The sequence below is a fragment of the Streptomyces sp. NPDC096012 genome, assembly GCF_040426375.1.
GTDB lineage: Bacteria > Actinomycetota > Actinomycetes > Streptomycetales > Streptomycetaceae > Streptomyces.
Map to the genome: position 1 here is coordinate 1 of NZ_JBEOTD010000003.1, position 23,807 is coordinate 23,807.

The 23,807-nt window shown below is 73.4% G+C and carries 21 protein-coding genes; 14 read left to right on the top strand and 7 right to left on the bottom strand.

Features of this window, described 5'->3' with window-relative positions:
- Window positions 1–477: 477 nt before the first annotated feature.
- Window positions 478–2,169 carry a DUF2264 domain-containing protein gene (locus ABVB68_RS04230; RefSeq protein WP_353599760.1) on the bottom strand — a complete coding sequence of 564 codons (1,692 nt, stop codon included), beginning with the start codon at window positions 2,167–2,169 and terminating at the stop codon, window positions 478–480.
- A 774-nt stretch (window positions 2,170–2,943) separates the two neighbouring features.
- On the opposite strand from ABVB68_RS04230, the gene mmuM reads away from it, so the two are divergent.
- Complete coding sequence (gene mmuM, locus ABVB68_RS04235) at window positions 2,944–3,867, top strand: homocysteine S-methyltransferase (RefSeq protein WP_353599480.1); 924 nt, start codon at window positions 2,944–2,946, stop codon at window positions 3,865–3,867.
- A 72-nt stretch (window positions 3,868–3,939) separates the two neighbouring features.
- On the opposite strand, the gene ABVB68_RS04240 is transcribed toward mmuM, so the two are convergent.
- Window positions 3,940–5,511: a carboxylesterase/lipase family protein gene (locus ABVB68_RS04240; protein ID WP_353599481.1), complete on the bottom strand. Its 1,572-nt coding sequence runs from the start codon at window positions 5,509–5,511 to the stop codon at window positions 3,940–3,942.
- Window positions 5,512–5,733: 222 nt separating this feature from the next.
- Between ABVB68_RS04240 and ABVB68_RS04245 the strand changes: the two genes are divergently transcribed.
- Window positions 5,734–5,937, top strand: coding sequence for a hypothetical protein (locus tag ABVB68_RS04245; protein WP_353599482.1), 204 nt, complete (start codon window positions 5,734–5,736; stop codon window positions 5,935–5,937).
- A 113-nt stretch (window positions 5,938–6,050) separates the two neighbouring features.
- Here ABVB68_RS04245 and ABVB68_RS04250 read toward each other — a convergent pair whose 3' ends face one another.
- Window positions 6,051–6,329 carry a hypothetical protein gene (locus ABVB68_RS04250; protein WP_353599483.1) on the bottom strand — a complete coding sequence of 93 codons (279 nt, stop codon included), beginning with the start codon at window positions 6,327–6,329 and terminating at the stop codon, window positions 6,051–6,053.
- Window positions 6,326–7,189 carry an isocitrate lyase/PEP mutase family protein gene (locus tag ABVB68_RS04255; RefSeq protein WP_353599484.1) on the bottom strand — a complete coding sequence of 288 codons (864 nt, stop codon included), beginning with the start codon at window positions 7,187–7,189 and terminating at the stop codon, window positions 6,326–6,328. The genes ABVB68_RS04250 and ABVB68_RS04255 overlap by 4 nt, the downstream gene beginning before the upstream one ends.
- Before the next feature lie 433 nt (window positions 7,190–7,622).
- Here ABVB68_RS04255 and ABVB68_RS04260 point away from each other — a divergent pair, with 433 nt between their 5' ends.
- Together ABVB68_RS04260 and ABVB68_RS04265 are read left to right on the top strand one after the other, a co-directional pair.
- A complete protein-coding gene (locus tag ABVB68_RS04260) occupies window positions 7,623–8,468 on the top strand; it encodes a DUF817 domain-containing protein (RefSeq protein ID WP_353599485.1) in 846 nt (281 codons plus the stop codon).
- Between the two features lie 24 nt (window positions 8,469–8,492).
- On the top strand, window positions 8,493–8,897 hold the full coding sequence (locus tag ABVB68_RS04265; RefSeq protein WP_353599486.1) for a VOC family protein: 405 nt from the start codon (window positions 8,493–8,495) through the stop codon (window positions 8,895–8,897).
- Here ABVB68_RS04265 and ABVB68_RS04270 read toward each other — a convergent pair.
- From ABVB68_RS04270 to ABVB68_RS04280, 3 genes are all read right to left on the bottom strand, one after another.
- Window positions 8,877–9,566 carry a helix-turn-helix domain-containing protein gene (locus ABVB68_RS04270; RefSeq protein ID WP_353599487.1) on the bottom strand — a complete coding sequence of 230 codons (690 nt, stop codon included), beginning with the start codon at window positions 9,564–9,566 and terminating at the stop codon, window positions 8,877–8,879. The two genes, ABVB68_RS04265 and ABVB68_RS04270, sit on opposite strands and share 21 nt — an antisense overlap.
- Before the next feature lie 203 nt (window positions 9,567–9,769).
- The gene (locus ABVB68_RS04275; protein ID WP_353599488.1) at window positions 9,770–10,600 is read right to left on the bottom strand and encodes a VC0807 family protein; all 831 of its coding nucleotides are present in this window, start codon (window positions 10,598–10,600) and stop codon (window positions 9,770–9,772) included.
- Between the two features lie 524 nt (window positions 10,601–11,124).
- The gene (locus ABVB68_RS04280) at window positions 11,125–12,297 is read right to left on the bottom strand and encodes a YihY/virulence factor BrkB family protein (protein ID WP_353599489.1); all 1,173 of its coding nucleotides are present in this window, start codon (window positions 12,295–12,297) and stop codon (window positions 11,125–11,127) included.
- Window positions 12,298–12,849: 552 nt separating this feature from the next.
- On the opposite strand from ABVB68_RS04280, the gene ABVB68_RS04285 reads away from it, so the two are divergent.
- The 10 genes from ABVB68_RS04285 (at window position 12,850) to cysD (ending at window position 23,807) form a co-directional block, all read left to right on the top strand.
- Window positions 12,850–14,487, top strand: a complete 1,638-nt coding sequence (locus ABVB68_RS04285) for an acyl-CoA dehydrogenase family protein (protein WP_353599490.1) — start codon at window positions 12,850–12,852, stop codon at window positions 14,485–14,487.
- Between the two features lie 832 nt (window positions 14,488–15,319).
- Complete coding sequence (locus tag ABVB68_RS04290; protein ID WP_503006019.1) at window positions 15,320–16,603, top strand: helix-turn-helix domain-containing protein; 1,284 nt, start codon at window positions 15,320–15,322, stop codon at window positions 16,601–16,603.
- Window positions 16,604–17,026: 423 nt separating this feature from the next.
- Complete coding sequence (locus ABVB68_RS04295) at window positions 17,027–18,424, top strand: hypothetical protein (RefSeq protein ID WP_353599492.1); 1,398 nt, start codon at window positions 17,027–17,029, stop codon at window positions 18,422–18,424.
- A 389-nt stretch (window positions 18,425–18,813) separates the two neighbouring features.
- Entirely contained in the window at window positions 18,814–19,386 is a 573-nt protein-coding gene (locus ABVB68_RS04300; RefSeq protein ID WP_353599493.1) for a GNAT family N-acetyltransferase, read from the top strand.
- 127 nt (window positions 19,387–19,513) lie between these two features.
- A complete protein-coding gene (locus tag ABVB68_RS04305) occupies window positions 19,514–19,597 on the top strand; it encodes a putative leader peptide (RefSeq protein ID WP_310739661.1) in 84 nt (27 codons plus the stop codon).
- 128 nt (window positions 19,598–19,725) lie between these two features.
- Window positions 19,726–21,423, top strand: coding sequence for a nitrite/sulfite reductase (locus ABVB68_RS04310; RefSeq protein ID WP_353599494.1), 1,698 nt, complete (start codon window positions 19,726–19,728; stop codon window positions 21,421–21,423).
- Window positions 21,420–21,602: a hypothetical protein gene (locus ABVB68_RS04315; protein WP_353599495.1), complete on the top strand. Its 183-nt coding sequence runs from the start codon at window positions 21,420–21,422 to the stop codon at window positions 21,600–21,602. The genes ABVB68_RS04310 and ABVB68_RS04315 overlap by 4 nt, the downstream gene beginning before the upstream one ends.
- Window positions 21,599–22,312: a phosphoadenylyl-sulfate reductase gene (locus ABVB68_RS04320; protein WP_353599496.1), complete on the top strand. Its 714-nt coding sequence runs from the start codon at window positions 21,599–21,601 to the stop codon at window positions 22,310–22,312. Before ABVB68_RS04315 ends, ABVB68_RS04320 begins: the two co-directional genes overlap by 4 nt.
- Window positions 22,313–22,338: 26 nt before the next feature.
- Window positions 22,339–22,875, top strand: coding sequence for an adenylyl-sulfate kinase (gene cysC, locus ABVB68_RS04325; protein WP_353599497.1), 537 nt, complete (start codon window positions 22,339–22,341; stop codon window positions 22,873–22,875).
- Window positions 22,872–23,807: a sulfate adenylyltransferase subunit CysD gene (cysD, locus tag ABVB68_RS04330; protein ID WP_353599498.1), complete on the top strand. Its 936-nt coding sequence runs from the start codon at window positions 22,872–22,874 to the stop codon at window positions 23,805–23,807. The genes cysC and cysD overlap by 4 nt, the downstream gene beginning before the upstream one ends.

Sequence of the window (23,807 nt, forward strand, 5' to 3'; positions counted from 1 at the left end):
CGCATCAGCGTCCTGTTCGCCATGCTCCGCGACGGAACCTTCTACGAACCCAGAACCCCACGGCTTGCTTGACTAAAGACATAGAGGCACCCCCCCCCGGCCGCACCGCCGCGTGTTCACCGGTCCGGGTGATGCATCGCCTCCACCATGCGGCGCCTGACCTCGACGGGCAGGGCCGGGATGCCGGCGGCGGGCTCCGGTGCCGGGCCGTGGCGGAGCAGGTGGGCCAGGAGGCGGACCGGCAGGGGGGTGGCGGGCTGCCGCGGCGGGCCGGCAGGGCGGGGTGGCGGGCTGCCGCGTGGCGTATGCGCTCGTACGGGCCTTCCACGAGCCGGGCGGCGGCGACGGCGGACAACCGCGGGTCACGGGCCGCCCGCTACCGGACGTCGGCGTTCGCTCGCCGAGCTCTTCTCCCCCACCCCGCGTGGTGATCAGGCTGCCGGACGAAGGGCCGCACCGGGGCACCGGCTCTCGGTCTCATTCCCGTGCGGTGACCCGCACGCCCGATGCGTCCAGCCGTACCCTGGCCCCGGCTCCCCCGCTCCAGCGGACCTCCAACTCCCCGGCGCCGTCCGCGCGTACGGACACCAGCCCGGACAGCGGCACCGGATGCGGCTCGGCGGTCAGCCGGGCCACCGCGGCGAACAGGGTGTCCCCCTCCCCCACCACTCCGGTCAGGGTGCCGGACAGGCCCACGGCGGGCAGGAGTTCGGCCCGGACGCCGTCGCGCGGCGCCCATCCCGTGATCCGTACCGGCGTCCCGGGCGGGGCCCCGGCGACCAGATGGGCGCGTACTTCCGCCGCGCCCTCGGCGAGCACCACGCTGGTCACGGTGATCCCGTCGCGCACGGTGTGCCGGGAGGCGATCCACCCCGGGCCCGTGCCGAGCGGCTCGATCTCCGCGCGGCTCGCGTCCCCGCCGACGATCACGCTGTTGTCGTACGACGGCGCCGGCACGGTGGCGGTCGAGTAGGCGAGCCGGGTGTAGTGGGGGTCGAAGCGGGTGTCCTCACTGCCGTGGTTGTGCAGCCTGACCAGGCCGTCCGAACGGGTCGATTGCAGAAGCCAGTTGGGTGCGGGCAGGGAACGCACCTCGTCGGCGCGCTCCACCGGGGCCGGCTCCTCGGGTGCCGTCCACACCTCGTGCTCCGGCGGGAGCAGCAGGCCGAGGAAGCCCTTGCTCGCCCAGTACGGCGAGGCCGGGCCCGAGTAGTACTGCACCAGCGAGGTGTCGGGGCCGAGCCAGCCGAGCGTGAGCAGGCCCCGCCGGTCCACCGCGCCGCCGTCCAGGAAGTACCGCAGCACGCCGGAACCCAGCCGCCTGGTCTCGCCCGGGGACAGCGGGGTGTGGCCGGTCAGCGTGCCGAGCCAGAGCGGGGCCGTGGTCGCGAAGCGATAGGTCAGGGAGCGGCCCTGGTAGAGGGGGGCGCCGTCGCCGCCGAACAGGCGGGCGTAGTCCTCCAGATGCCGGGACAGCCGACCGCCGTAGAGCGAGAGCAGTTCGGCGTCGTCGGCAAGCCACGCGTGCAGGACGGTGTACAGGTGCATGGCCCAGCCGTTGTAGTAGTCGAACCTGCGGCCGTCGCCGTCGGTGTACCAGCCGTCCCGGACGTACCAGTTCTCGATCCGTTCCAGGCCGCGGTCGACCGCCTTGCGGGCCGCCTCCGGCCGGTGGCCGATCTCCTGGAGGAAGCCGCCGACGGTGACCGGGAACAACTCCCAGTTGTTCGGCCAGGGTTCGGCGGTCAGCGCGTCCGCGAGCCAGTCGGCCGTGCGCTGGCGCACGCGGTCGTCGAGGCGGTCCCACAGCAGCGGCCGGGTCAGCCGCAGGGCGAGTGCGATGGAGGCGGCCTCGACGAGCGGCTGGCTGCGGTCCGCGACGGCCGGCCAGACCCCGAGGGGGCCGGCCGCGAGGCCTTCGGCGTACCGGCCGAGCACCGTCTCGTCCCCGCGGAAGGCGGCCAGCAGCAGGGTGCGGGCGTACCCCTCCAGGCCGTCGGAGAGGGGGCCGGTGTGGCTGACATGGTCGCCGGGGAGGTGGTAGAGGGCGCGGTCGGGGGTGGCGTACGGTGCCACGGCGGCGAGCAGGGCGTCGGCCGCGGTCTCCCAGTGGGCGCGGGTACAGCCGGTGAACGGGCTCGACTCGCGGTTGTCGGCGGGCAGTTCGATCACGGCGGTGGCGTTCCTTCCTACGGGGTCCGGGAGCGCCCCGGTTCCGTCGCGGCGCCCGGGCCTCATCCCACCCGGACCTTGCCCACGGGCACCAGATGCGGGGCGGGAAGTCCACGGGGCGGCGGGTGCGGAGTCCTCCGGGCCCGGACCCGCCGGGCCCTCCCGGCCGGCGGGTCCTCCCGCCGCCGGACCTTCCGGACCGTACGGACCCTCCCGCCGCCGAACCTTCCGAACCGCCGGACCGTCGGACCTTCCAGACCGCCAAACCTTCCGGACCGCCGGGCCCTCCCGCCGCCGACCCTTCCGGACCGCCGAACCTTCCAGCCCGCCGCCCCCTCCCGACCGCCGGACCGCCGGACCGCCGGAGCTACCGAACCGCCGGAGCTTCCGGACCGCCGGAGCTACCGAACCGCCGGACCGTTGGACCTTCCAGACCGCCAAACCTTCCGGACCGCCGGGCCCTCCCGCCGCCGAACCTTCCGGACCGTCGGACCCTCCCGTCCGCCGGACCGCCGGAGCTTCCGAACCGCCGGGCCTTCCGACCCTTCCGGGGCCGCCCGACTCTCCCGACCGGCCGACAGGCCTTCCGGGGCCGCCGGACGCGGGCCCCGACACCGTTGCGGGCGCCCCCGGGCACCCCCGGGCACCCCCGGCACCTCCGGGGCGCCCCCGGGCACCCCCGGGCTCCCGCAGCGTGGCAGTGGGGGCCCGACGTATTCGTCTGCTGGACACCGCGGCTCGCGACCGTCCCGGTTCGACTAGCGTCGTGGCATGACCGGCAACACCTCCCCCCGTCTCGCCGACGCCCTCGCCACCGGAACGGTCGTGCTCGACGGCGGCATGTCCAACCAGCTGGAGTCGGCCGGGCACGACCTGGGCGACGACGAGTTGTGGTCGGCGCGGCTGCTCGCCGAGCGGCCCGAAGCGGTCACCGAGGCGCACCTCGCCTACTTCCTCGCGGGCGCGAGCGTGGCCATCACCGCCGGCTACCAGGCCACCTTCGAGGGCTTCGCGAAACGCGGCATCGGCCACACGGAGGCCGCGCGGCTGATCGCGCTGAGCGTGGACCTCGCGCGGGAGGCGGCCCGGCAGGCCGGCGACGCCGGTGTGGAACGGCCCCTGTGGGTGGCGGCCTCCGTCGGGCCGTACGGGGCGATGCTGGCCGACGGCTCCGAATACCGGGGCCGGTACGGGCTCGGCGTCGCGGAACTGGAACGGTTCCACCGGCCGCGCCTCGAGGTGCTGGCCGCCGCCGCGCCGGACGTCCTCGCGCTGGAGACCGTGCCCGATGCCGACGAAGGCGCCGCGCTACTCAGGGCGGTGCGCGGGCTCGGGGTGCCGGCCTGGCTGTCGTACACCGTCGAGGGGCGGCACACGCGTGCCGGACAGCCCCTGGAGGAGGCGTTCGCGGCGGCCGCCGATGTCGACGAGGTGATCGCGGTGGGTGTCAACTGCTGCGCGCCCGGGGACGTGGAGGCGGCGGTGGAGATCGCGGCCCGGGTGACCGGCAAACCGGTCGTGGCCTACCCCAACAGCGGGGAGGCGTGGGACGCCGGGGCCCGGGACTGGACGGGGCGTGCGACGTTCGGCACCGAGCGGGTCCAGGCGTGGCGGGAGGCCGGGGCCCGGTTGATCGGAGGGTGCTGCCGGGTGGGCCCGGAGACCATCACCGCGATCGCCTCGGACGTGGGCTGACGTTCGTCTCTCTGCGGGCTCCCCGCCGAATCGCCGGCCGGCCCGGCGCCCTGGCAGCGGGTGGCCGGGGAGTCAGCGGCGCCGGGCGCCGACCGAGCGGCGCAGGCGCCGCACCGCGGCCGCCAGTTCGGCGCCGGGCGCACGGAAGTCGGCGGCGCCCGTCGGTTCGGGGACGGCGGGCGCCGTGGACCAGAGGGCCAGTTCGGCGTCGCGCGGACCGTGTGCGGTGTACGGTCTGCCCTCGCCGAGGATCCGCACGGGGTGTGAGGCGTCCCAGGCCTGCCAGCCGGGGTCGCCGGTCGTCGCGAAGCGCACCCAGGCCGCGTGCATGACGTCGCTCAGCTCCTGCGGCGCGCCGTCGCCGGCCAGTTTCCTGGATTCGGGCACCGTCCCGGTGTCGAAGACGAACCCCAGCTCCAGGGCGTGGCAGGCGCCCAGGCCGGGAAGGCCGGAGGGCCAGGCGAACTCGTACAGGTGGGAGGTGCCGGGGCGGGCGTCGGCGAGCCGGTGCAGGGGCAGGCGCAGCAGGTGGTCGGTGACCATCTGGCCGACGATCTCGGCGGCGCCGGCGTCCGGGTGGAGGGCTCGGTAGCCGCGGGGGACGTCGTGGCCGGCGTGGCAGCGGGCCATGGCTCCGGCCAGGGCGACGGGGCCGAGCCGGTCGACGCGTTCGATCAGGCCACCGGGCACCAGCCACAGCCGGTACTCGTCGCGGGTCCAGCCCATGAGCAGGTCGACGCCCGGGGCCGCCCCGTCCTCGACGAGCGCCTTGAGCGGGTCGCGGGAGACGAGGTCGCCGTCGACGACGATGCCGAACGCGGGGCCGCCCAGCACCGGGCTGCTGAGCCGGCCCGCCTCGGCCTGGGTGCGCAGCAGCACGTCGCGGTCGACGGTGGCGAAGGCCTCGGCGGTGGCCGGGATCTTCAGCCGGGTGGCCATGCGGCGGACCATGCGCCGTACCTTGTCGCGGTCCGCGGACTCGGGTGGGCCGCTCTGCAGTACCGCCCGCCGGATCAGGCCGCGGGTCTGGGGCGCGGCGAGCAGGGCGCCGGCGCTGATCGCGCCGGCCGACTGGCCGCACAGGGTGATGCGGCCGGGGTCGCCGCCGAAGCCGGTGATCGTCTCGTGGACCCAGCGCAGGGCGGTGAGCTGGTCGTGCAGGCCGGGGTTGGGCGGCGCGTCCGGGAACAGCCCGTAGCCCTCCACCCCCAGCCGGTAGTTGACCGAGACGAAGACGACGCCGTCCCGGGCGAAGGCACTGCCGTCGTACACGGGCACGGCCGAGCAACCCCGGGTCAGCGCGCCGCCGTGCAGCCACACCAGTACGGGGAGCCGGGCGCCGCGGGCCGGCTCGGGAGTCCAGACGTTGAGGTTGAGGCAGTCGTCGCCGGCTATCTCCGGGTCGGACAGGTACGGGGCGAACGCCTCCGAGTACGGCGGTTTCGGCGCGGTCGGCCCGAAGGCGGTCGCGTCGCGCACTCCGTCCCAGGGCTCCGGCGGCTCGGGCGGGCGGAACCGGCGGGGTCCGAAGGGCGGGGCGGCGTACGGGATGCCACGGAAGACCGCGACGCCCCGCTCGTACCGGCCGCGTACGGCTCCGTGGGGCGTCCTGATCACGGGGGCCGCCCGGTCCTCTGCCGCCATCGCCCGCCACCTCTTCGCCGCGTTCGTGTGCACTGCGCACGGCCGCGCCGGTGCACCGTTCACAACAGAGCATCACAGTGCGCGGAGGTATTCCGGTGCACGGCCCCCGCACTGGGCCGTTCGGGCTACCACCGGCCACTTCGCGCGGCCCGGGACCGCCGGGCGCCACCGGGGGTCCGGGGCCCGGCGGTGACCCGGACCCGTCATGATCGTTTGCCGGTCATGAAGCACACCACGCGTATCGCAGCGGCCCTCGCCGCGACCGCAGTCACCCTGGTCGCCGCCTACGGCACGGCGCACGCGGCCTGCCGCACCCTCGCCCCGGGCAAGCCCCGCGCCACCTTCGCCGTGCCCGTCGACGAGCACGGCCCGAAGGAGGACGTCGAGGTCGACGAGAACGGCCGCCCCGATCTCGACGAGGACTGAACACACAGGTGACCGACCGGGCACCTCCCGCAGGGGTGCCCGGCCGTCGCCGTACGCGGCTGTCCCCGGATCGCCCGGTGGTCGTCGCGCGCTGCTCCCCGGAGCCGGCGCCGTCAGTCCTCCTCGTCCTGGCCGGCCGCCCGGACCAGGGCCTGGACCACGTCCACGGCACTGCCGTCGTGGTCGCTGCCGGCGGTGCCGCTGCCGGACTGGACGTTGCCCGCGCGGTCGACCTCCAGGAGCGAGTCCGTCTCCGAACTGTCGGTGCCCGTCCGGGAGTTGTCGATGACGGTGATCACGCTCCCGGATGCGGCGGCGGGTACGGCACCGGCGGCCAGGAACGCCGCCGTGAGCACCGCCGCCGTCCGGAGGCGGGGCAGGACACGGGTCACACGCCCACGCCCTCGGGGGTGAGCCGCTCGCGGGCGATGTTGCGCTCCAGCAGGGTGGTGGACGCCTTCACGCCGATCCCGCTCGTGGGATCCACCTCCGGCAGCCGTCCGTCGGCCGCCTTCAGTCCGGAGAGCGCGGAGTCCATCGCCTGGTGCGCGGCGAACAGGCAGGGGGTGCTGTAGATCGCCACGTCGACGCCGAGGTCGGACAGCTCGCCGAGGGACAGGCGCGGCGACTTGCCGCCGGCGATCTGGTTGAACAGCAGCGGCTTGTCACCGACGACCTCGCGGATGCGCTTGATCCACTCGACGCTGCGCACCCCGTCGACCAGGACGACGTCCGCTTCGGTCGCGGCCAGCCGCTCGGCCCGGTGCAGGATGTCGTGCTCGTCGGTGGCGTCCGTGCGGGCGACGACCACCAGGTCCTTGCGGGTCTCCAGGACCTTGTGCAGCTTTTCCAGGTACTCCTCGAGCGGCAGCACCTGCTTGCCGTCGGCGTGCCCGCAGCGGCGGGGCCGCTTCTGGTCCTCCAGGATCACCCCGGAGGCGCCGATCCGCTCCAGTCCCTCGACGACGTGACAGGCGACCTCGGGGTCGACGTAGCCGTCGTCGATGTCGACCAGCAGGTGGTGGTGCGGGAACGCGCCCCGCAGCCGCTGGACGAAGGCGACCATGTCCGGCCAAGCGATGAAACCGATGTCCGGCAGCCCGTAGTACGAGGCCGCGAAGCCGAAGCCCGAGACGAACATTCCGTCGTAGTGCTTGGCCGCGATCGACGCCGAGTACATGTCGTACACGCCGATCAGCGGGGTCGTTCCGGGCCCGGCGATGCGCTCGCGCAACTTCTTACCGTAAGTCAAGGTCCGGCTCCTCCTGTGGGTGGGTGACGCGGCGGGGTAGGTCTCCGCGTCTCTACGCCCTTTGCCAACTCAAGAGCATCTCTAGATACTCACGTGACCTTCCGTGTGCGCGAGCTTTACTCACTCCAATGGCCGAACCGGTTCACCGCAGAAACGTCACTCGATGAGCCCTGCCGCCCACGCGAGCCCGCCTCCGAGGTGGTGCAGGCCGCCCCGGTCACGGAAGGCGTCGGCGGTTGACGGGCGGCCGTCGGGCGACGACGACCGGCCGCCTCCCAGCCGCGACCCTCTCGACTCCCCCTGCCCGCATGGCGTGCGCAGGCGGTCGCCACCGCGACGCCCCCTTGTCGCCGGACCGCCGCCACCGCCGTGTTTGAACACGTTCAATTGTGCCTCTAGGATCAGGGCCTCGCCGGTGCGCGAAGGAGGGGGCATGCGTCGCACGATGAGGGGGCTCCGCCATGGCACGGAGCAGCTGGTGCGGTTCGGGGTGGTCCAGGCCCGGTGCTGCGCCTTCGCCGCGGCGCTGCTGGCGGGCATCGCCGCCTCCCGGCTGCTGCCCCCTCTGCCGGTGGCGCGTTACGACCTGGTGCTGGCCTACGGCGTGCTGCTCACCCTCGTCGCCCGGAAGGCGGGCTGGGAGTCCCGGCGCGACACCGCCGCGATCGCGGTGTGCCACCTGCTGGGGCTGCTGTTCGAACTGGTCAAGGTGCGCATGGGTTCGTGGAGTTACCCGGAGGAGGCGATCACCAAGGTCGCCGGGGTGCCGTTGTACGGGGGCTTCATGTACGCGGCGGTCGCCAGTTACGTCTGCCGGTCCAGACGGCTGATGCGGCTGCGCTTCACCCGCTACCGCGCCGCCGCCACGACCCTGGTGGCCGCCGCCGTGTACCTCAACTTCCTCACCCACCACTGGATACCCGACCTGCGCTGGCCGCTGGCCCTGGCGATGGCCGCCGCGACCGCCGGCACCTGGGTCGGCTTCAGCGTCGGCACGCACCGCTACCGGATGCCGCTGGCCGTCGCCTTCGTACTGATCGGGTTCTTCCTGTGGGTCGCCGAGAACGCCGCCACCTACGCCGGTGCCTGGAGCTACCCGCAGCAGCTCACGGGCTGGCAACCGGTCCCACCGGCCAAGTTCGGCGCCTGGTCCCTGCTGATCAGCGTGACGTTCGTGCTCGTCGAACACCTCTCGTCGGCGGGACCGGAGCGGGACACCGGCCGCCCGGAGCCGGACCGGCGTTCGCCCCGGGTGTCCGATTCCTTCAAGACCGGCTGACCGGCTCCCGCCTACGGTCGCCTCATGACCGCACGATTCGCCGTGATCGGCGTGGTGGCCTCGGATCTCGCCGCCTCGCTCGCCTTCTACCGTCGCCTCGGCCTGGTGTTCCCCGCCGGAGCCGAGGAACAGCCCCACGTCGAGGCCGAGTTGCCCGGCGGGCTGGTCCTCGCGCTCGACACCGAGGAGACCGTCCGCTCCTTCCACCCCGGATGGCGGCCACCGGCCGGCACGGGCCGGGTAGCACTCGCCTTCCGGTGCGACTCACCGGCCGACGTCGACGCCCTGTACCAGGACCTGATCGGCGCGGGGCACCACGGGGAGCTGAAACCGTGGGACGCCTTCTGGGGCCAGCGGTACGCCACCGTGCACGACCCCGACGGCAACGGCGTCGACCTGTTCGCCCCGCTACCCGCCCCCGCGCAGTAGCTCCCCCAGCGGCCTGCCGGCCAGCTCCCGCACGTCCCGCGCGAGGTGGGACTGGTCCGCGTACCCGGCACGCGTGGCCGTCTCCGCGTAGGGCACCCCGGAGCGGGCCAGCGCCAGTGCCCGTCGCAGCCGCAGGATGCGGGCCAGGGTCTTGGGGCCGTAGCCGAAGACGGCCCGGCTGCGGCGGTGCAACTGGCGGGCGCCGATACCCAGTTCGGCGGCTGCCGCGGACACCGCCCGCCCCTCTTCCAGGCGTTCCACCAGCCGGTGCACCCATGGATCGGGGGCCGCCGACCATACGCTGCGGTCCAGCGCGATCTCCTCCAGCGCCGTGGCCGCGTCGGGCGCCGCCTCCACCCGGTCGCGCAGGCGCCGCACCCGGACGGCGGGCCACAGGTCCGCCAGGTCCGCCCGGTGATCGAGCAGTTCGCACGCCGGTACGCCGAGCAGGGCGGGTGCGGTGCCGGGGAAGAAACGGACACCCGCCCAGGAACGGGCCGGGCCTTCGACGGCATGGGGCCGGGTGTCCGGGCCGGCGACCAGCAGCCGGCCGTCGCTCCACATCAGATCCATACAGCCGTCGGGCAGCACCGGCGCGGTCCCGGCCCCGGCCGGGGTGCTCGTCCACACCACCGCGCCGGCCAGCCGCGACGCCCGCTCCGTGTACACGACCGCCAGCGTACGTCGCGACGGACACGGCCACGCCGGGCACGCGGGCTGAAGTCGATGTCGGGGGCGCAGGGGGGTGGGTGTACGGGGAGCGCCGGGGTGGGAGCGGGGCGGGGCGGCCGGCAGGGGTGGCGCCGCGTTCGCCGGCGAGGGCCGCAACCGAGGAGGCCGGGCGGTCGTTCGAGCCCTGCCGCTCGTGCACGTCAGGCATGGAACCGGTCAGTTGCCGGACTGAGGGGTGCCGGGCCCGGTGCGGCTTTCGTGCCGGCGGCCGGCGCGGGCGTGCCGAACAGCGGCAGGCCGTGGCGGGTGCGGAAACGGCGGGCGTAGGCGGCGGTGACCGCGGCGGTCAGGGCGAGCAGCAGCAGGGACTGGACGCGGGCGAGCAGCGGCACCGTGTCGGTGGGCAGTGTGGCGGCGGCGAGCGTGCCGAGAGCGCCGTCGAGCAGCTGCTCGGCGCCCCAGACCACGGTGAGCAGTCGCAGGCTGCGGCGGTACTCGGCGTGGTCCTGCCAGAGCCCGGCTCGCGCGCGGGCCGCCTCACCGCGGTGCAGTCGCTGTCCCAGCTGGAAGGCCAGCGGCCTGCGGGTGAGGCCGGTGCCGAGCACCCAGCCGCCGACGACGAGGGACAGGGCCGCGTCCTTGAACAGCAGCAGGCGGTGACCACCGCCGAGCAAGGAACCCAGGGCGGCGGCGGCCAGCAGGACCGTGAAGAACAGGTCCACGCCGTCGATCGTGCGGTGCCGCACCACACCCCACACCACCCGCAGGCCGGGCGGCGCACTGCTCAGCAGCAGCGCCGCGCCCTGGCCGGCGCCGAAGGCCCGGGCCGCGTAGTAGACCGCGAGGGGCAGGAGGATGCCGACGGCGAGCGGGAGCAGCGCGGCGCGGAAGGTGCCGCGCGACCGGGTGGCGGTGGCGGCACCGGGCCGTCGTAGGGGGTGAGCCGTCGCGTCCGTGGCGTGACCGGGGTACGGCGGGTCCGTCGCGTTCCCCGGGTCCGTGGCGCGGCTGCCGTGCGGCGGGTCCGCCACGCCGCTCCGATCCGTCGCGTGACCGGGGTGCCGCGGGTCCGTGCCCCTGAGGTGCCCCGGGTCCGTGGCGCGGCTGCGGTGCCGCGGGTCCGCCGCGCCCCTCCGACCCGTCGCGTGACCGGGGTGCCGCGGGTCCGTGCCCCTGAGGTGCCCCGGGTGCGTCGGGTCACCAAGGGGCCTCAGGCCCGTCGGGTCACCAAGGGGCCCCGGGCGGCCCGTCGTGTCCCCTGGGCCCGCCCCGTCCGCCGCGTCCACCGCGTCCGTCGCGTCCCTCGGGTCCAGCGCATCCGTCATGGGTGCCATGTCCTCCGCCTCCTCGCCAGGTGCCGTAGCCGAGCCGGGCATGGGGTGCGTCCGGCTGCCGTACCGATGCCGGCCGGCGTCGGCCTGCGGAAAACGCTAGGTGCGGGGCGGGGTCGGGCGGATCGGAGCACGGATGGAGAACCGGGTGGAAAGCGGGTGGAGACGCAGCGCCGGTTTCTCCACCGTCGTGCCGCCCGCGGTCGTCGTACCGGTGCCCGAGATCACCGCTCCCGGTGGGGCGGGTCGTCGGTGTTCGTGCCGTTGGCCCTGTGGGAGTGGTGCGGGTTCTTCGCGTGGGTGCGCAGCCGGGCCGTGACGTCCTCGGGGGGCAGGAAGCGGGACCAGCGCTCGGGGAACTCGGAGGGCATGTCGGGATCGTCGGGGTCGGGGTCGGCCTCGCGGACGGCCGCGGCAAGGGCGACGTACTCGGCGACCTGCACCTGACGCAGCCGCTCGTTCGCCTCACGGGCGGCCGCCGTGGCCGCGGCGGGCCAGACGCGGTCGATCGCCGCGTTCACCGCCGCTCCCACGAGCACGGCGAAGGCGGACACACCGATCCACAGCAGGACGGCCACGGCGGCGGCCAGGGAGCCGTAGATGGTGGCGCCCTCGATGGTGTGGGTGAGGTAGATACGCAGCAGGAAGCTGCCCAGGACCCACATGGCGAGGGCCACCAGGGCGCCCGGGACGTCCTCGATCCACGGGGAGCGGACCGGCACCGAGACGTGGTACAGCGTCGTCAGGAAGGCGATGGACAGGACGATCACGACCGGCCAGTACAGGACTTGGACGACCGTCTCCGACCAGGGCACCACGCCCACCACCGCGTCCGGCCCGGCCACCATCAGCGGCAGCGCGACCGAGCCGATCAGCAGCGCCACGATGAACAGCAGGAAGGCCATGATGCGGGTCTTGACGATGCCCCGGACGCCGTCGAGGCCGTACATGACGGTGATCGTGTCGATGAAGACGTTCACCGCGCGCGAGCCCGACCACAGCGCGAAGAGGAAGCCGATGGAGATGACATCGGGCCGGCCGCCCCTCATCACGTCGTGCAGGATCGGCTGGGCGATCTCCTTCACACCCTTGTCGGACAGGACCGTGCGGGAGGCCTCCAGGAGGTTGTTCTCCAGGCTGTGGATGGTGTCGGCGCCGGTCCAGTCGTCGACGTAGCCGAGCAGTCCGATGAGGCTCAGCAGCAGGGGCGGCACGGACAGCAGCGTGAAGAACGCCGCCTCGGCCGCCAGGCCCAGGATGCGGTACTCCATGCAGGAGTTGACGGTGTCCTTGAGCAGCAGCCAGGCGGTCCTGCGCTTGGAGACGTTCCGGTAGAGGGCTCTGGCCCGGTGGAGACGACCGGCGGGCCGCTCGGGGAGTTCACTGGCTGGCTGCACGACCCAAAGGTATCCGCAGCAGCGGACCGCCCTCACCTTGCGGGGCGGGGGACCGGATCCCCGCGGGCGGCGAGGCCGCCGTTCCGGGGGCCTGTGGCCGGTCTCCACAGCCGTTCCGGGGGCCTGCGGCCGGTTCCCACAGCCATTCCACTTACCGGCGACCGGACGCCGAGACCCTTCCGGTACCGGCGACCGGGGATCCGGCGCCGCTTCCGCGTACCGGCGACCGGACACCGACATTCCTCCGGTACCCACGACCGGGGCCCGCCGCCGTTTCCACGTGGCCGGACACCGACACCCTTCCGGTACCGGCGACCGGTCGCCGGCACGGGGTACCGGCGACGGGAGCCCGCCGCCGCCCGTTACCGGCGAGCGGACCGCACCGCCGCTCGCGTCCGGCGACCGGACCGCACCGCCGTTCCCGTCCGGCGACCGGATCCCGCAGCGGTTCCCGTGCTCCCTGCCGGACGGCGGAACGCCCGCGGTACTCCGGCCGGGGCCCATGCCGCTCCGGAGGCCATCATCGCCGCCGTCCCGGGTAGGTTCGCAGGCATGGCAGGTACCCCCACCCACACCGTGACGAACCAGCCGCCTCCGCTGGTGGGCTACGACGTCTTCGCGGCCGACCGGGCCCTCACCGAGGCGGTCGAGCGGTACACCGACCCCGGCGTGCTGGACGAGGTGCGCGAGGAGCTGTCCGCGCTCGGCCGGGCCTCGGGCTCCGTCCAGCTGCAGGAGTGGGCGGTCCAGGCGAACGAGTACCCGCCCCGGCTGCGCACCCACGACCGCTACGGCAACCGGATCGACGAGGTCGACTTCCACCCGGCCTGGCACCGGCTCCTCGGCAAGGGCGTGTCGGCGGGTCTGACGGGTGCCTGGAGCAGGCCGGCCGGGCACGTGCGCCGGGCCGCCGCCTTCCTGGTCTGGACCCAGGTCGAGGCGGGCAACTGCTGCCCGCTGTCGATGACCCACGCGGCCGTGCCCGCCCTGCGCACCGACCCGGAACTGGCCGCCGAGTGGGAGCCGCGGCTCAGCTCCACGATCTACGACCGCGACCTGCGCCCCGCCGGGCAGAAGCCCGGGGCGCTCTTCGGCATGGGCATGACCGAGAAACAGGGCGGCAGCGACGTACGCGCGAACACCACCGCGGCGCGTCCCCTGACCGAGGCGGGCACGTACGTGCTGACCGGGCACAAGTGGTTCTGCTCGGCACCCATGTCGGACGCCTTCCTGGTGCTGGCCCAGGCACCCGGCGGTTTGACCTGCTTCCTGGTCCCGCGCGTCCTCGCCGACGGCACCCGCAACGTCTTCCGCATCCAGCGACTGAAGGACAAACTGGGCAACCGGTCCAACGCCTCCGCCGAGGTCGAGTTCGACGACACCTGGGCGCGCCGGGTCGGCGAGGAGGGGCGCGGGGTGCCGACCATCATCGAGATGGTCGCCGCCACCCGGCTGGACTGCGCGCTCGGCTCGGCGGGCCTGATGCGGCAGGCGGCGGCCCAGGCGATCCACCACAGCGCTCACCGGGAGGCGTTCGGCGGCAAGCTGATCGACAAGCCGCTGATGCGCAACGTCCTCGCCGATCTCGCGCTGGAGTCGGAGGCCGCCACGGCGCTCGCGCTGCGGCTCGCCGCCGCCTACGACGACGACGACGAGGGGGAGCGCGCCTTCCTGCGGCTGGCGGTACCGGCCGCCAAGTACTGGATCACCAAGCGGTGCGCGCCGGTGACCGTGGAGGCCGCCGAGTGCCTGGGCGGCAACGGTTACGTCGAGGAGTGGGGGCTGCCCCGGCTGGTGCGTGAGTCGCCGCTGAACTCCATCTGGGAGGGCGCGGGGAACGTCCAGGCGCTGGACGTGCTCAGGGCGTTGCAGCGGGAGCCGGGGGCGCTGGACGCCTGTCTCACCGAGATCGGGCGGGCGCACGGCGCCGACCACCGCCTGGACCGGGCGGTGAAGGACCTGTTCACCGAGCTCGCGGACCTGGAGGGTGCCGAGGGTCGGGCGCGGCGGGTGGCCGAGCGGCTGGCGCTGGTGCTGCAGGGCTCGTTGCTGGTGCGGCACGCGCCGCCGGAGGTGGCCGACGCGTTCTGCGCCTCACGGCTGGGCGGCGACCACGGCGCGTCCTTCGGCACGCTGCCGACGGGCCTGGACCTGGCCTCGGTGGTGGACCGGGCACGCCCGACCTCCTGAACGCAGGCTCCACGAAGGGCCGAAGGAGCGCGCGCCTGCCCCGGCTCACGACCCGACCTCGATGCGCAAGCAGGAGGGTGCGTACGGAGGTGCGTTCATCCGGCGTGCAGCGGCCGGAGTGGAGCGTCCAGTAAGTCGGGTCCGTACGACGGGCTTTGGGCCGGAGCCTGGTGCCGAAGGGGCGCAACCCGCCGAGAGGGGCCGCACGCACGCGCGTTCGGTCGGCGTGCAGAGACCTGACGAGGCGCAACCAGCCAAGGCGAGCCGACGCACGCGCATTCGATCAGCGTGCAGAGACCTGGAGAGACGCCAACCAGCCAAGAGGGGCCGTACGCACGCGCATTCGGCCGACACACAGAGACCTGACGAAGCGCAACCAGCCAAGACGAGCCGCACCCACGCGCATTCGATCAGCGCGCAGAAACCTGACGAGGCGCAACCAGCCAAGTGGGGCCGTACGCACGCGCGTTCGGCCGACGCGTCACGGCTGGCGGGTGCTGCTCGTCCCGATCCGCACCCGGTCGGCGGTGGTTGGGCGCCCGGCGGGGGTGGTGCTGCGCCGACACGGCACCACCCCCGCCTTCAGGGCCCGTTGAGGCCGCGAACGCCGCCCGCGGGCGGCGTCCCACCAAGTCTCGGTCCGCCTCCGGCGGTCCACCAGGGTTGCAAGGGGTTGCAACTTGGCGGCGCACGTGCGCGGAGTGTCTGCCTCCGGCCTGCCGGGAGCGGCAGTATGAGAGGCACGTCGGACCGGAAACCGCCGCCCGGACGACTTGACAAATCTGTTCGACGCCCTTCCCGGGAGGCCTCAGTGGTGAACCCGCCGATCAACATGGCGCGCCTGACCGCCATGGACGCGACCCGTGCGGCGCGGGTACTGAACGAGGTACGCGAGGCCACACTCGCCGGACGACGTGCACGGATAGCCCCGCGGCCGGTGATCGAGCAGTCCTGGGGACGGATGCTGCGCAGCGGGGTCGACCCCGAACACGACTTCAGGTCGGGCCTGTTGTCCAGTGACGAATTGCGGCGCAGACGCGAGGAGTCACCGCTGCGGCAGGTGCTGCCGGTGCTGCGCGAGGGTCTGCTTTCGGTCGCGGACGTCGCCCAGCACATCATGGTCATCGCCGACGCCGAGGGACGCGTGCTGTGGCGGGAGGGTTCGAGGCAGGTGCTGCGCAAGGCCGACCACCTCGGCCTCCAACCCGGCGCGGACTGGCGGGAGGACGTCGTCGGGACCAACGGAGTGGGCACCCCGGTCGTCGTACGCCGGCCCGTGCAGGTCTTCGCCGGCGAGCACTTCGTGCGCTCGCACACGACCTGGACCTGCACCGGCGCTCCGATCACCGACCCCACCGACGGCCGGCTGCTCGGTGTCGTGGACGTCAGCGGCCCGCTGAAGACCATGCACCCGGCGACGCTGGCCTGGGTGGAGTCGGTGGCGAAGCTGGCCGAGGCCCACCTGCGGGAGGCGCATCAGGCCGCGCTGGAGCGGCTGCGTGCGGTGGCGGCGCCCGTGCTGGCCCGGTTGGGCGGGCGGGCGCTGGCGGTGGACCGGGACGGCTGGGTGGCGGCGGTGACCGGGATGCCGTACGTGCGGCGGATCGGACTGCCCACGTCGGTGGCGCCCGGCAGCCGCTGGCTGCCCGCGCTCGGCTCGTGCACGGTCGAGCCGCTGGCCGGGGGCTGGCTCCTGCGGGTCGAGGACGAGCCGTTCGCCACCGGCTCCTGCCGGATCGTGCTGGATCTCGTCCGGCCGGGCCGCTGTGCGCTGACGGTCGAGACCCCGGCGGGCTCGTGGTCCCGGGAACTCAGCCCCCGGCACGCCGAGTTGCTGTTCCTGCTCTGCGAACACCGGTCCGGGCGCAGTGCGGCGAGGCTCGCGGACGACCTGTTCGCCGATGCGTCCAGGACCGTGACCGTGCGCGCGGAGATGTCGCGGATCAGGCGGTACCTCGGGGAACTCCTGCACCACCGCCCCTACCGCTTCCATGAGAACGCGGAGGTCGAGGTACTGCTCCCCGACGACCCCCGTGAGCTGCTCCCCCGCTCCACGGCACCGGCGGTGGCACGGAGACGGGCTGCCACCGGCTGCGGCCGGCCGACCCGTCCGTGAGGGGCGGACGGACGTGCGTGGGGTGACGGGGGACGCGCCACTCGAAGAGCGGCGGCCGGGAATCCCCCGGGGGCCGCGTCCGAGGCACCGGCGGTGGCACGGAGACGGGCTGCCACCGGCTGCGGCCGGCCGACCCGTCCGTGAGGAGCGGACGGACGTGCGTGGGGTGACGGGGGACGCGCCACCCGGAGAGCGCGGCCGGGGAATCCCCCGGGGGGCCGGGTCCGACGTCATTCCGGGAGCGGCGGCCGGTACGTCCGTGACGTGGGCGGACCCAGGTTCGCCGCGCGTGCCTTCCGCATATTTGCACGGTCTTAGCCCCGCGCGGCCCCTTGCTGCCGTAGCATCCCCTACGGGCCTCCCCATCTGCTCCTCGGTCAACGTACGGACCAACAGGCGCAGTTGGCCCACTCGGGAGGAGACATGAAGCATCGCGGCAGACACCGCCGACGCAGACGGGGCGCCGCACTGCGCGCGGTGCTGACCGGGACCGCGCTGGCACTCACCGCGGCGGCCACCCTGATCAGCGTGTCCCAGGCCGAGGTGACCCAGAACCCGGGCCCGCTCAGACCGCTGACCTCCCTCGCGGACACGGGCCCGCTCCGGCTCCGGGAGCAACCGGTCCCGGCCCGCGCGCTGAACCGGCTCTCCGCCGCGATGGGCGGTCCGGTCGGCGTGGACGCCGTGCTCGAGAACACCGACCGCGCCATGCGGCAGGGCTCCGCCTGCTCCGCCGACGACCGCGCGTCCCTGCCCGTCGCCCCGGCCGCCACCCGTGCCTACTGCTGGGACCCGGCCGACGCCGCGTCCACCGCCTGGCGCCCGACCGCGGTGACCACCTCCGGCGACGCCACCGCCGACGGTGTCTGGGGCAGGCACCGGGTGGTCCTCACCGGCTGGACCCGCAGCACGACCACCGGGCACCCGGCCGAGCGCGGCCTCGCCCGCATCGCCTTCACCGACGCCGACGACCCCGACCACCTCGCCTACCGCTGGGTGCTGCCGGTGGTGCCGGTGCGGGACGGCCGGGACTACCGGGCCTTGACCTCCGGCATCTCCGGGATGGCCTGGTACCGGAACAGGCTGCTGGTCACCACGTCGGCCGACGGCGCCGAAGCGCTCTACGTCTACGACCTCGACCGCATCCAGCGCACCACGGTCGACGGGCCCGCGATCGGCCGCGTGCCGGGCGGCTGGTCCGCGGACGGCTATCGCTATGTACTGCCCGCGGTCGGCTCCTATCGCTTCACCGCCGGTCGTTGTGCCGCCTCCGGGCCGCCCTGCCCCGGCGCCCTCGCCGTCGACCGGGGCACGGCACCGGACAGCCTGGTCGCCGCGGAGCGGACCGCGCCCGGCAGCGACCGGAAGACCAGGCTGTGGCGGTATGCGTTCAGCAGAGACGTCATGGGCATCCCGGACACCGCTGACAACGCGGCCGGCGCGGGCGACAGGAAGACCACGCAGCCGGAGCACGGGAGCCCGCTCGCCGCCGACGCGGCGGGGTGGGTGGACGCCGCGGAGGCCTACCGGACCCGAGCCGGCGGGATCCTGGGAGTGCTGTCCTACCGGCACGCCGGAGCGGACACGTCGTCCTGGTATGTGGGACGCCTGCCCGATTCCCGGGACGGTCACGGCGGCCTGTGGCGGCTGGACCGCAAGGGGGCGCGGGGCGCCCGCTGCGGCGCGGACGCCTCACACCACTGCTGGGCCCAGGCAGGGGGGTCCCTCTCCTACTGGCAGGAGACGGGAGAGGTGTGGTCCCTCTCGGACCGGATGCTCTTCGCCCTGCCCCTGGCCGCACTCGACCGATCGCCGGAGTGACCTTCCCGAGCCGTGCGAGGCGGCGCCGGAGCGCAGGGGAGAACGGCACCGCACGCGACCGGAGCCCCGGACACCCGGGCGGCACGGCCCTGCCAGGCGGCGTGACGCGGTCGATCCCGGGCGCACGGCCCTCCCGCGGCCGGCGTGACGCGCCGCGGCACAGCCCTGCCACGGTCGCCCCCGGGCGGCACGGCCCTGGCGGGGCCGGCGTGACGCGGTCGGTCCCGGGCGGCACGGCCCTCCCGCGGCGCGTGACATGGTCGCCCCCCGGCGGCACAGCCCTGCCGCGGCCGGCGTGAGGCGGTCGGTCCCGGGCGGCACGGCCCTCCCGCGGCCGGCGTGACGCGGTCGATCGACAGATCGGCCGGCGAGATGGTTCCCTGGCCCGCATGAGCAGCGCCCCTGTCACCACCTGGTCCCTGGAGCAGACGTCACCGGCCGATCTCCTGCCCGCCGCCGCCCCCGAGGGAGACGTGCGGATCGTGCGGGCCGAGGTCCCCTCCCCCGAGTTCAGCCGCTTCCTGTACGCCTCGGTCGGCGGCGACATCCGCTGGACCGACCGGCTGGGCTGGACCTACGCCCGATGGCAGGAGTACCTCGACCGGTCCGGCGTGGAGACCTGGGTCGCCTACGACCGGGGCACACCCGCGGGCTACGTCGAGCTGGAGCCGCAGGACGACGGTGTCGTCGAGATCGTCTACTTCGGTCTGATCCCCGCCTTCCGCGGTCGGCGCATCGGCGGCCACCTGCTGTCGTACGGCGCGGCCCGCGCCTGGGACCTGGCCGAGCGCCGGCCGGAGCGGGTGCCCACCAAGCGGGTGTGGCTGCACACGTGCAGCAAGGACGGCGAGCACGCGATGGACAACTACCAGCGGCGCGGGTTCAGGCTCTTCGACACCAAGGTGGAGCTGGAGCCGGAAACGGCGACGCCGGGACCGTGGCCGGGCGCATACCCCGCCTGACCTGCCGGGGCAAGCCTCCCCGCGACGCATGTGAGCGACGACACCCTTGTTCCGTATTCTGGGACAAGGGTGTCCGCATGTTGGATAAAGCTGGACTGTGTCCAGATCGCCGTGACACGCTTCCGTCATGCCTGGAACTGGAATTGCCTTGGTGAGTCGGCGGCACGTCGACCTCGGCCGCATGTCCAGCGCCATCTGTCCGGCGAGCTGACACTCCAGCACAGCCGAGATCCCCCTTACCTGAATCCTCCGCCTGCGCGAGGCCGCGCGACCGCGCCCGTACGCGCATGTGTGCGCAGGTCAGAGCCGCTTTCCGCCTGTCCCGAAGGACGTAGAACCATGGCCGCCACCCCACCGAACCCCGCCGACTCCGCGCCCCGCCGCAGGGTGAGCCGTCACCGCGGTGAGGGTCAGTGGGCCGCGGGGCACTTCACCCCGCTCAACGGCAACGAGCAGTTCAAGAAGGACGATGACGGTCTCAACGTGCGGACACGCATTGAGACGATCTACTCCAAGGGCGGTTTCCACTCGATCGACCCCAACGACCTGCGCGGCCGGATGCGCTGGTGGGGGCTGTACACCCAGCGCAAGCCCGGGATCGACGGCGGCAAGACGGCGATCCTGGAGCCGGAGGAGCTGGACGACGAGTACTTCATGCTGCGCGTCCGCATCGACGGGGGCCGGCTGACCACGCGGCAGCTGCGGGTCATCGGCGAGATCTCGCAGGAGTTCGCGCGCGGCACCGCCGACATCACCGACCGGCAGAACATCCAGCTGCACTGGATCCGGATCGAGGACGTGCCGGAGATCTGGGAGCGCCTGGAGGCCGTCGGCCTGTCCACCACCGAGGCCTGCGGTGACACGCCCCGCGTGATCCTCGGCTCGCCGGTCGCCGGCATCGCCGCCGACGAGATCCTCGACGGCACCCCCGCCATCGAGGAGGCCCACCGCCGGATCATCGGCAACCCGGCGTTCTCGAACCTGCCCCGCAAGTTCAAGTCCGCGGTCTCCGGCTCGCCGCTGCTGGACGTGGCGCACGAGATCAACGACGTCGCGTTCGTCGGCGTCCGGCACCCCGAGCACGGCCCCGGTTTCGACCTGTGGGTCGGCGGTGGCCTGTCCACGAACCCCAAGATCGGTGTGCGGCTCGGCGCCTGGGTCCCGCTGGAGGAGGTCGCGGACGTCTTCGAGGGCGTCATCTCGATCTTCCGCGACTACGGCTACCGGCGGCTGCGCACCCGCGCCCGGCTGAAGTTCCTGGTCGCCGACTGGGGCGCGGAGAAGTTCCGGCAGGTCCTGGAGGACGAGTACCTGAAGCGGAAGCTGGTCGACGGGCCGGCGCCCGCGCAGCCGGTGGAGCGCTGGCGCGACCACGTCGGTGTGCACCGGCAGCAGGACGGCCGGTTCTACGTCGGTTTCGCGCCGCGCGTCGGCCGGGTCGACGGCACCCTGCTGGCCAAGATCGCCGAGGTCGCCGAGGCACACGGATCGGGCCGCGTCCGGACCACCGTCGAGCAGAAGATGATCGTGCTCGACGTCGAGGAGGCGCAGGTCGACTCGCTCGTCGCGGGTCTGGAGTCGCTGGGCCTGACGGTCAGCCCGTCCCCGTTCCGGCGGGGCACGATGGCCTGCACCGGCATCGAGTTCTGCAAGCTCGCCATCGTCGAGACCAAGGCGCGCGGCATCTCGCTGATCGACGAACTCGAGCGCCGGCTGCCGGACTTCGACGAGCCGATCACCATCAACATCAACGGCTGCCCCAACGCCTGCGCCCGGATCCAGGTCGCGGACATCGGCCTCAAGGGCCAGCTGGTCCTGGACGAGGACGGCAACCAGGTCGAGGGCTTCCAGGTGCACCTGGGCGGCGCGCTCGGCCTGGAGCCCGGCTTCGGCCGCAAGGTGCGCGGCCTGAAGGTCACCTCCCGGGAACTGCCCGACTACGTCGAGCGGGTGCTGAAGCGGTTCCAGGCCGAGCGCGAGGACGGCGAGCGGTTCGCCACCTGGGCGGCCCGGGCCTCCGAGGAGGCGCTGTCGTGAGCGAGCGTGCCGCGCCTTTCTACTGCCCCTACTGCGGTGACGAGGACCTGCGTCCGAACGAACAGGGTCATGGCGCCTGGGAATGCGGGGCGTGCAACCGCGCATTCCAGCTGAAGTTCCTCGGGCTGCTGGCCCGGGGGCTCCAGCGGGCCGACGACGGAGGGGACGACCGGATATGACCACGGCTCAGGAACAGCAGCGTACGACCGAGGAGTTGAAGGCCCTCGCCGAACAGGCGGGCCGCGACCTGGAGGACGCCTCCGCCCTGGAGATCCTGCGGTGGGCGGTGGACGCCTTCGGCGAGAAGTTCTGCGTCACCTCCTCCATGGAGGACGCCGTCGTCGCCCATCTCGCCTCGCGCGTGGTCAAGGGCGTCGACGTGGTCTTCCTCGACACCGGCTACCACTTCCCGGAGACCATCGGAACCCGGGACGCCGTCGAGGCCGTGATGGACGTCAACCTCATCACCCTCACGCCGAAGCAGACCGTCGCCGAGCAGGACGCCGAGTACGGGCCGCGGCTGCACGACCGGGACCCGGACCTGTGCTGCGCGCTGCGCAAGGTGCGGCCCCTGGAAGAGGGCCTGAAGGGCTACCTGGCGTGGGCGACCGGCCTGCGCCGCGACGAGTCCCCCACCCGGGCGAACACCCCGGTCGTCGGCTGGGACGAGAAGCGGCGGAAGGTGAAGGTCTCCCCCATCGCCCGCTGGACGCAGGACGACGTGGACGCGTACATCGCCGAACACGGCGTGCTCACCAATCCCCTGCTGACGGACGGCTATCCCTCCATCGGCTGCGCCCCGTGCACCCGGAGGGTCCTGGAGGGCGAGGACGCGCGCGCCGGCCGCTGGGCGGGCCGCGCCAAGACCGAGTGCGGGCTGCACGGATGACGAACGACTCGATTCAGGAGAACCACGTGACGACCGGAGCCACCGTCTGGCTCACAGGTCTGCCGAGCGCCGGCAAGACCACCATCGCGTACGAGCTGGCGGCCCGGCTGCGGGCCGAGGGCCACCGGGTCGAGGTCCTCGACGGCGACGAGATCCGCGAGTTCATCTCCGCGGGCCTCGGCTTCTCCCGCGAGGACCGGCACACCAACGTGCAGCGCATCGGCTTCGTCGCCGAACTACTCGCGCGCAACGGTGTCAAAGCCCTGGTGCCGGTGATCGCGCCCTACACGGACAGCCGGGACGCGGTGCGCAAGCGGCACGAGGAGAACGGCACGCCCTACCTGGAGATCCACGTGGCGACCCCGGTCGAGGTGTGCAGCGAACGCGACGTGAAGGGGCTGTACGCCAAGCAGGCCGCGGGCGAGCTGTCCGGGCTCACCGGGGTCGACGACCCCTACCAGGAGCCCGAGGCGCCCGATCTGCGGATCGAGTCGCAGCACCAGACGGTTCAGGAGTCCGCCGCGTCCCTGCATGCGCTGCTGACCGAGAGGGGACTGGCATGACCACAATCGCCAAGGTCGAGAACGGCACGGACAGCCCGTACGCGCTCTCGCACCTGGACGCGCTGGAGTCCGAGGCGGTGCACATCTTCCGCGAGGTGGCGGGCGAGTTCGAGAACCCGGTGATCCTGTTCTCCGGTGGCAAGGACTCCATCGTCATGCTGCACCTCGCGCTGAAGGCCTTCGCCCCGGCGACGATCCCCTTCTCCCTGCTCCATGTGGACACGGGACACAACTTCCCGGAGGTACTGGAGTACCGGGACCGTGTGGTGGCCGCACATGGGCTGCGCCTCCATGTGGCGTCCGTCCAGGACTACATCGATCGCGGTGTACTCAAGGAGCGCCCCGACGGCACTCGCAACCCCCTCCAGACGCTCCCCCTGACGGAGAAGATCCAGGGCGAGAGGTTCGACGCCGTCTTCGGCGGCGGACGCCGGGACGAGGAGAAGGCCCGCGCCAAGGAGCGCGTCTTCTCCCTGCGCGACGAGTTCTCCCAGTGGGACCCGCGCCGCCAGCGCCCCGAGCTGTGGAACCTCTACAACGGACGCCACGCGCCGGGCGAACACGTCCGCGTCTTCCCGCTGTCGAACTGGACCGAGCTGGACGTGTGGCAGTACATCGCCCGCGAGGGCATCGAGCTGCCGCAGATCTACTTCGCGCACGAGCGCGAGGTGTTCCAGCGGGCCGGCATGTGGCTGACGGCCGGTGAGTGGGGTGGCGCGAAGGACGGCGAGACCGTCGTCAGGCGTCTGGTCCGCTACCGGACCGTCGGGGACATGTCCTGCACGGGCGCCGTCGACTCCGACGCGACCACGCTGGACGCGGTGATCGCCGAGATCGCCGCCTCGCGGCTCACCGAGCGCGGCGCGACCCGCGCCGACGACAAGCTCTCCGAGGCCGCGATGGAAGACCGCAAGCGCGAGGGGTACTTCTAA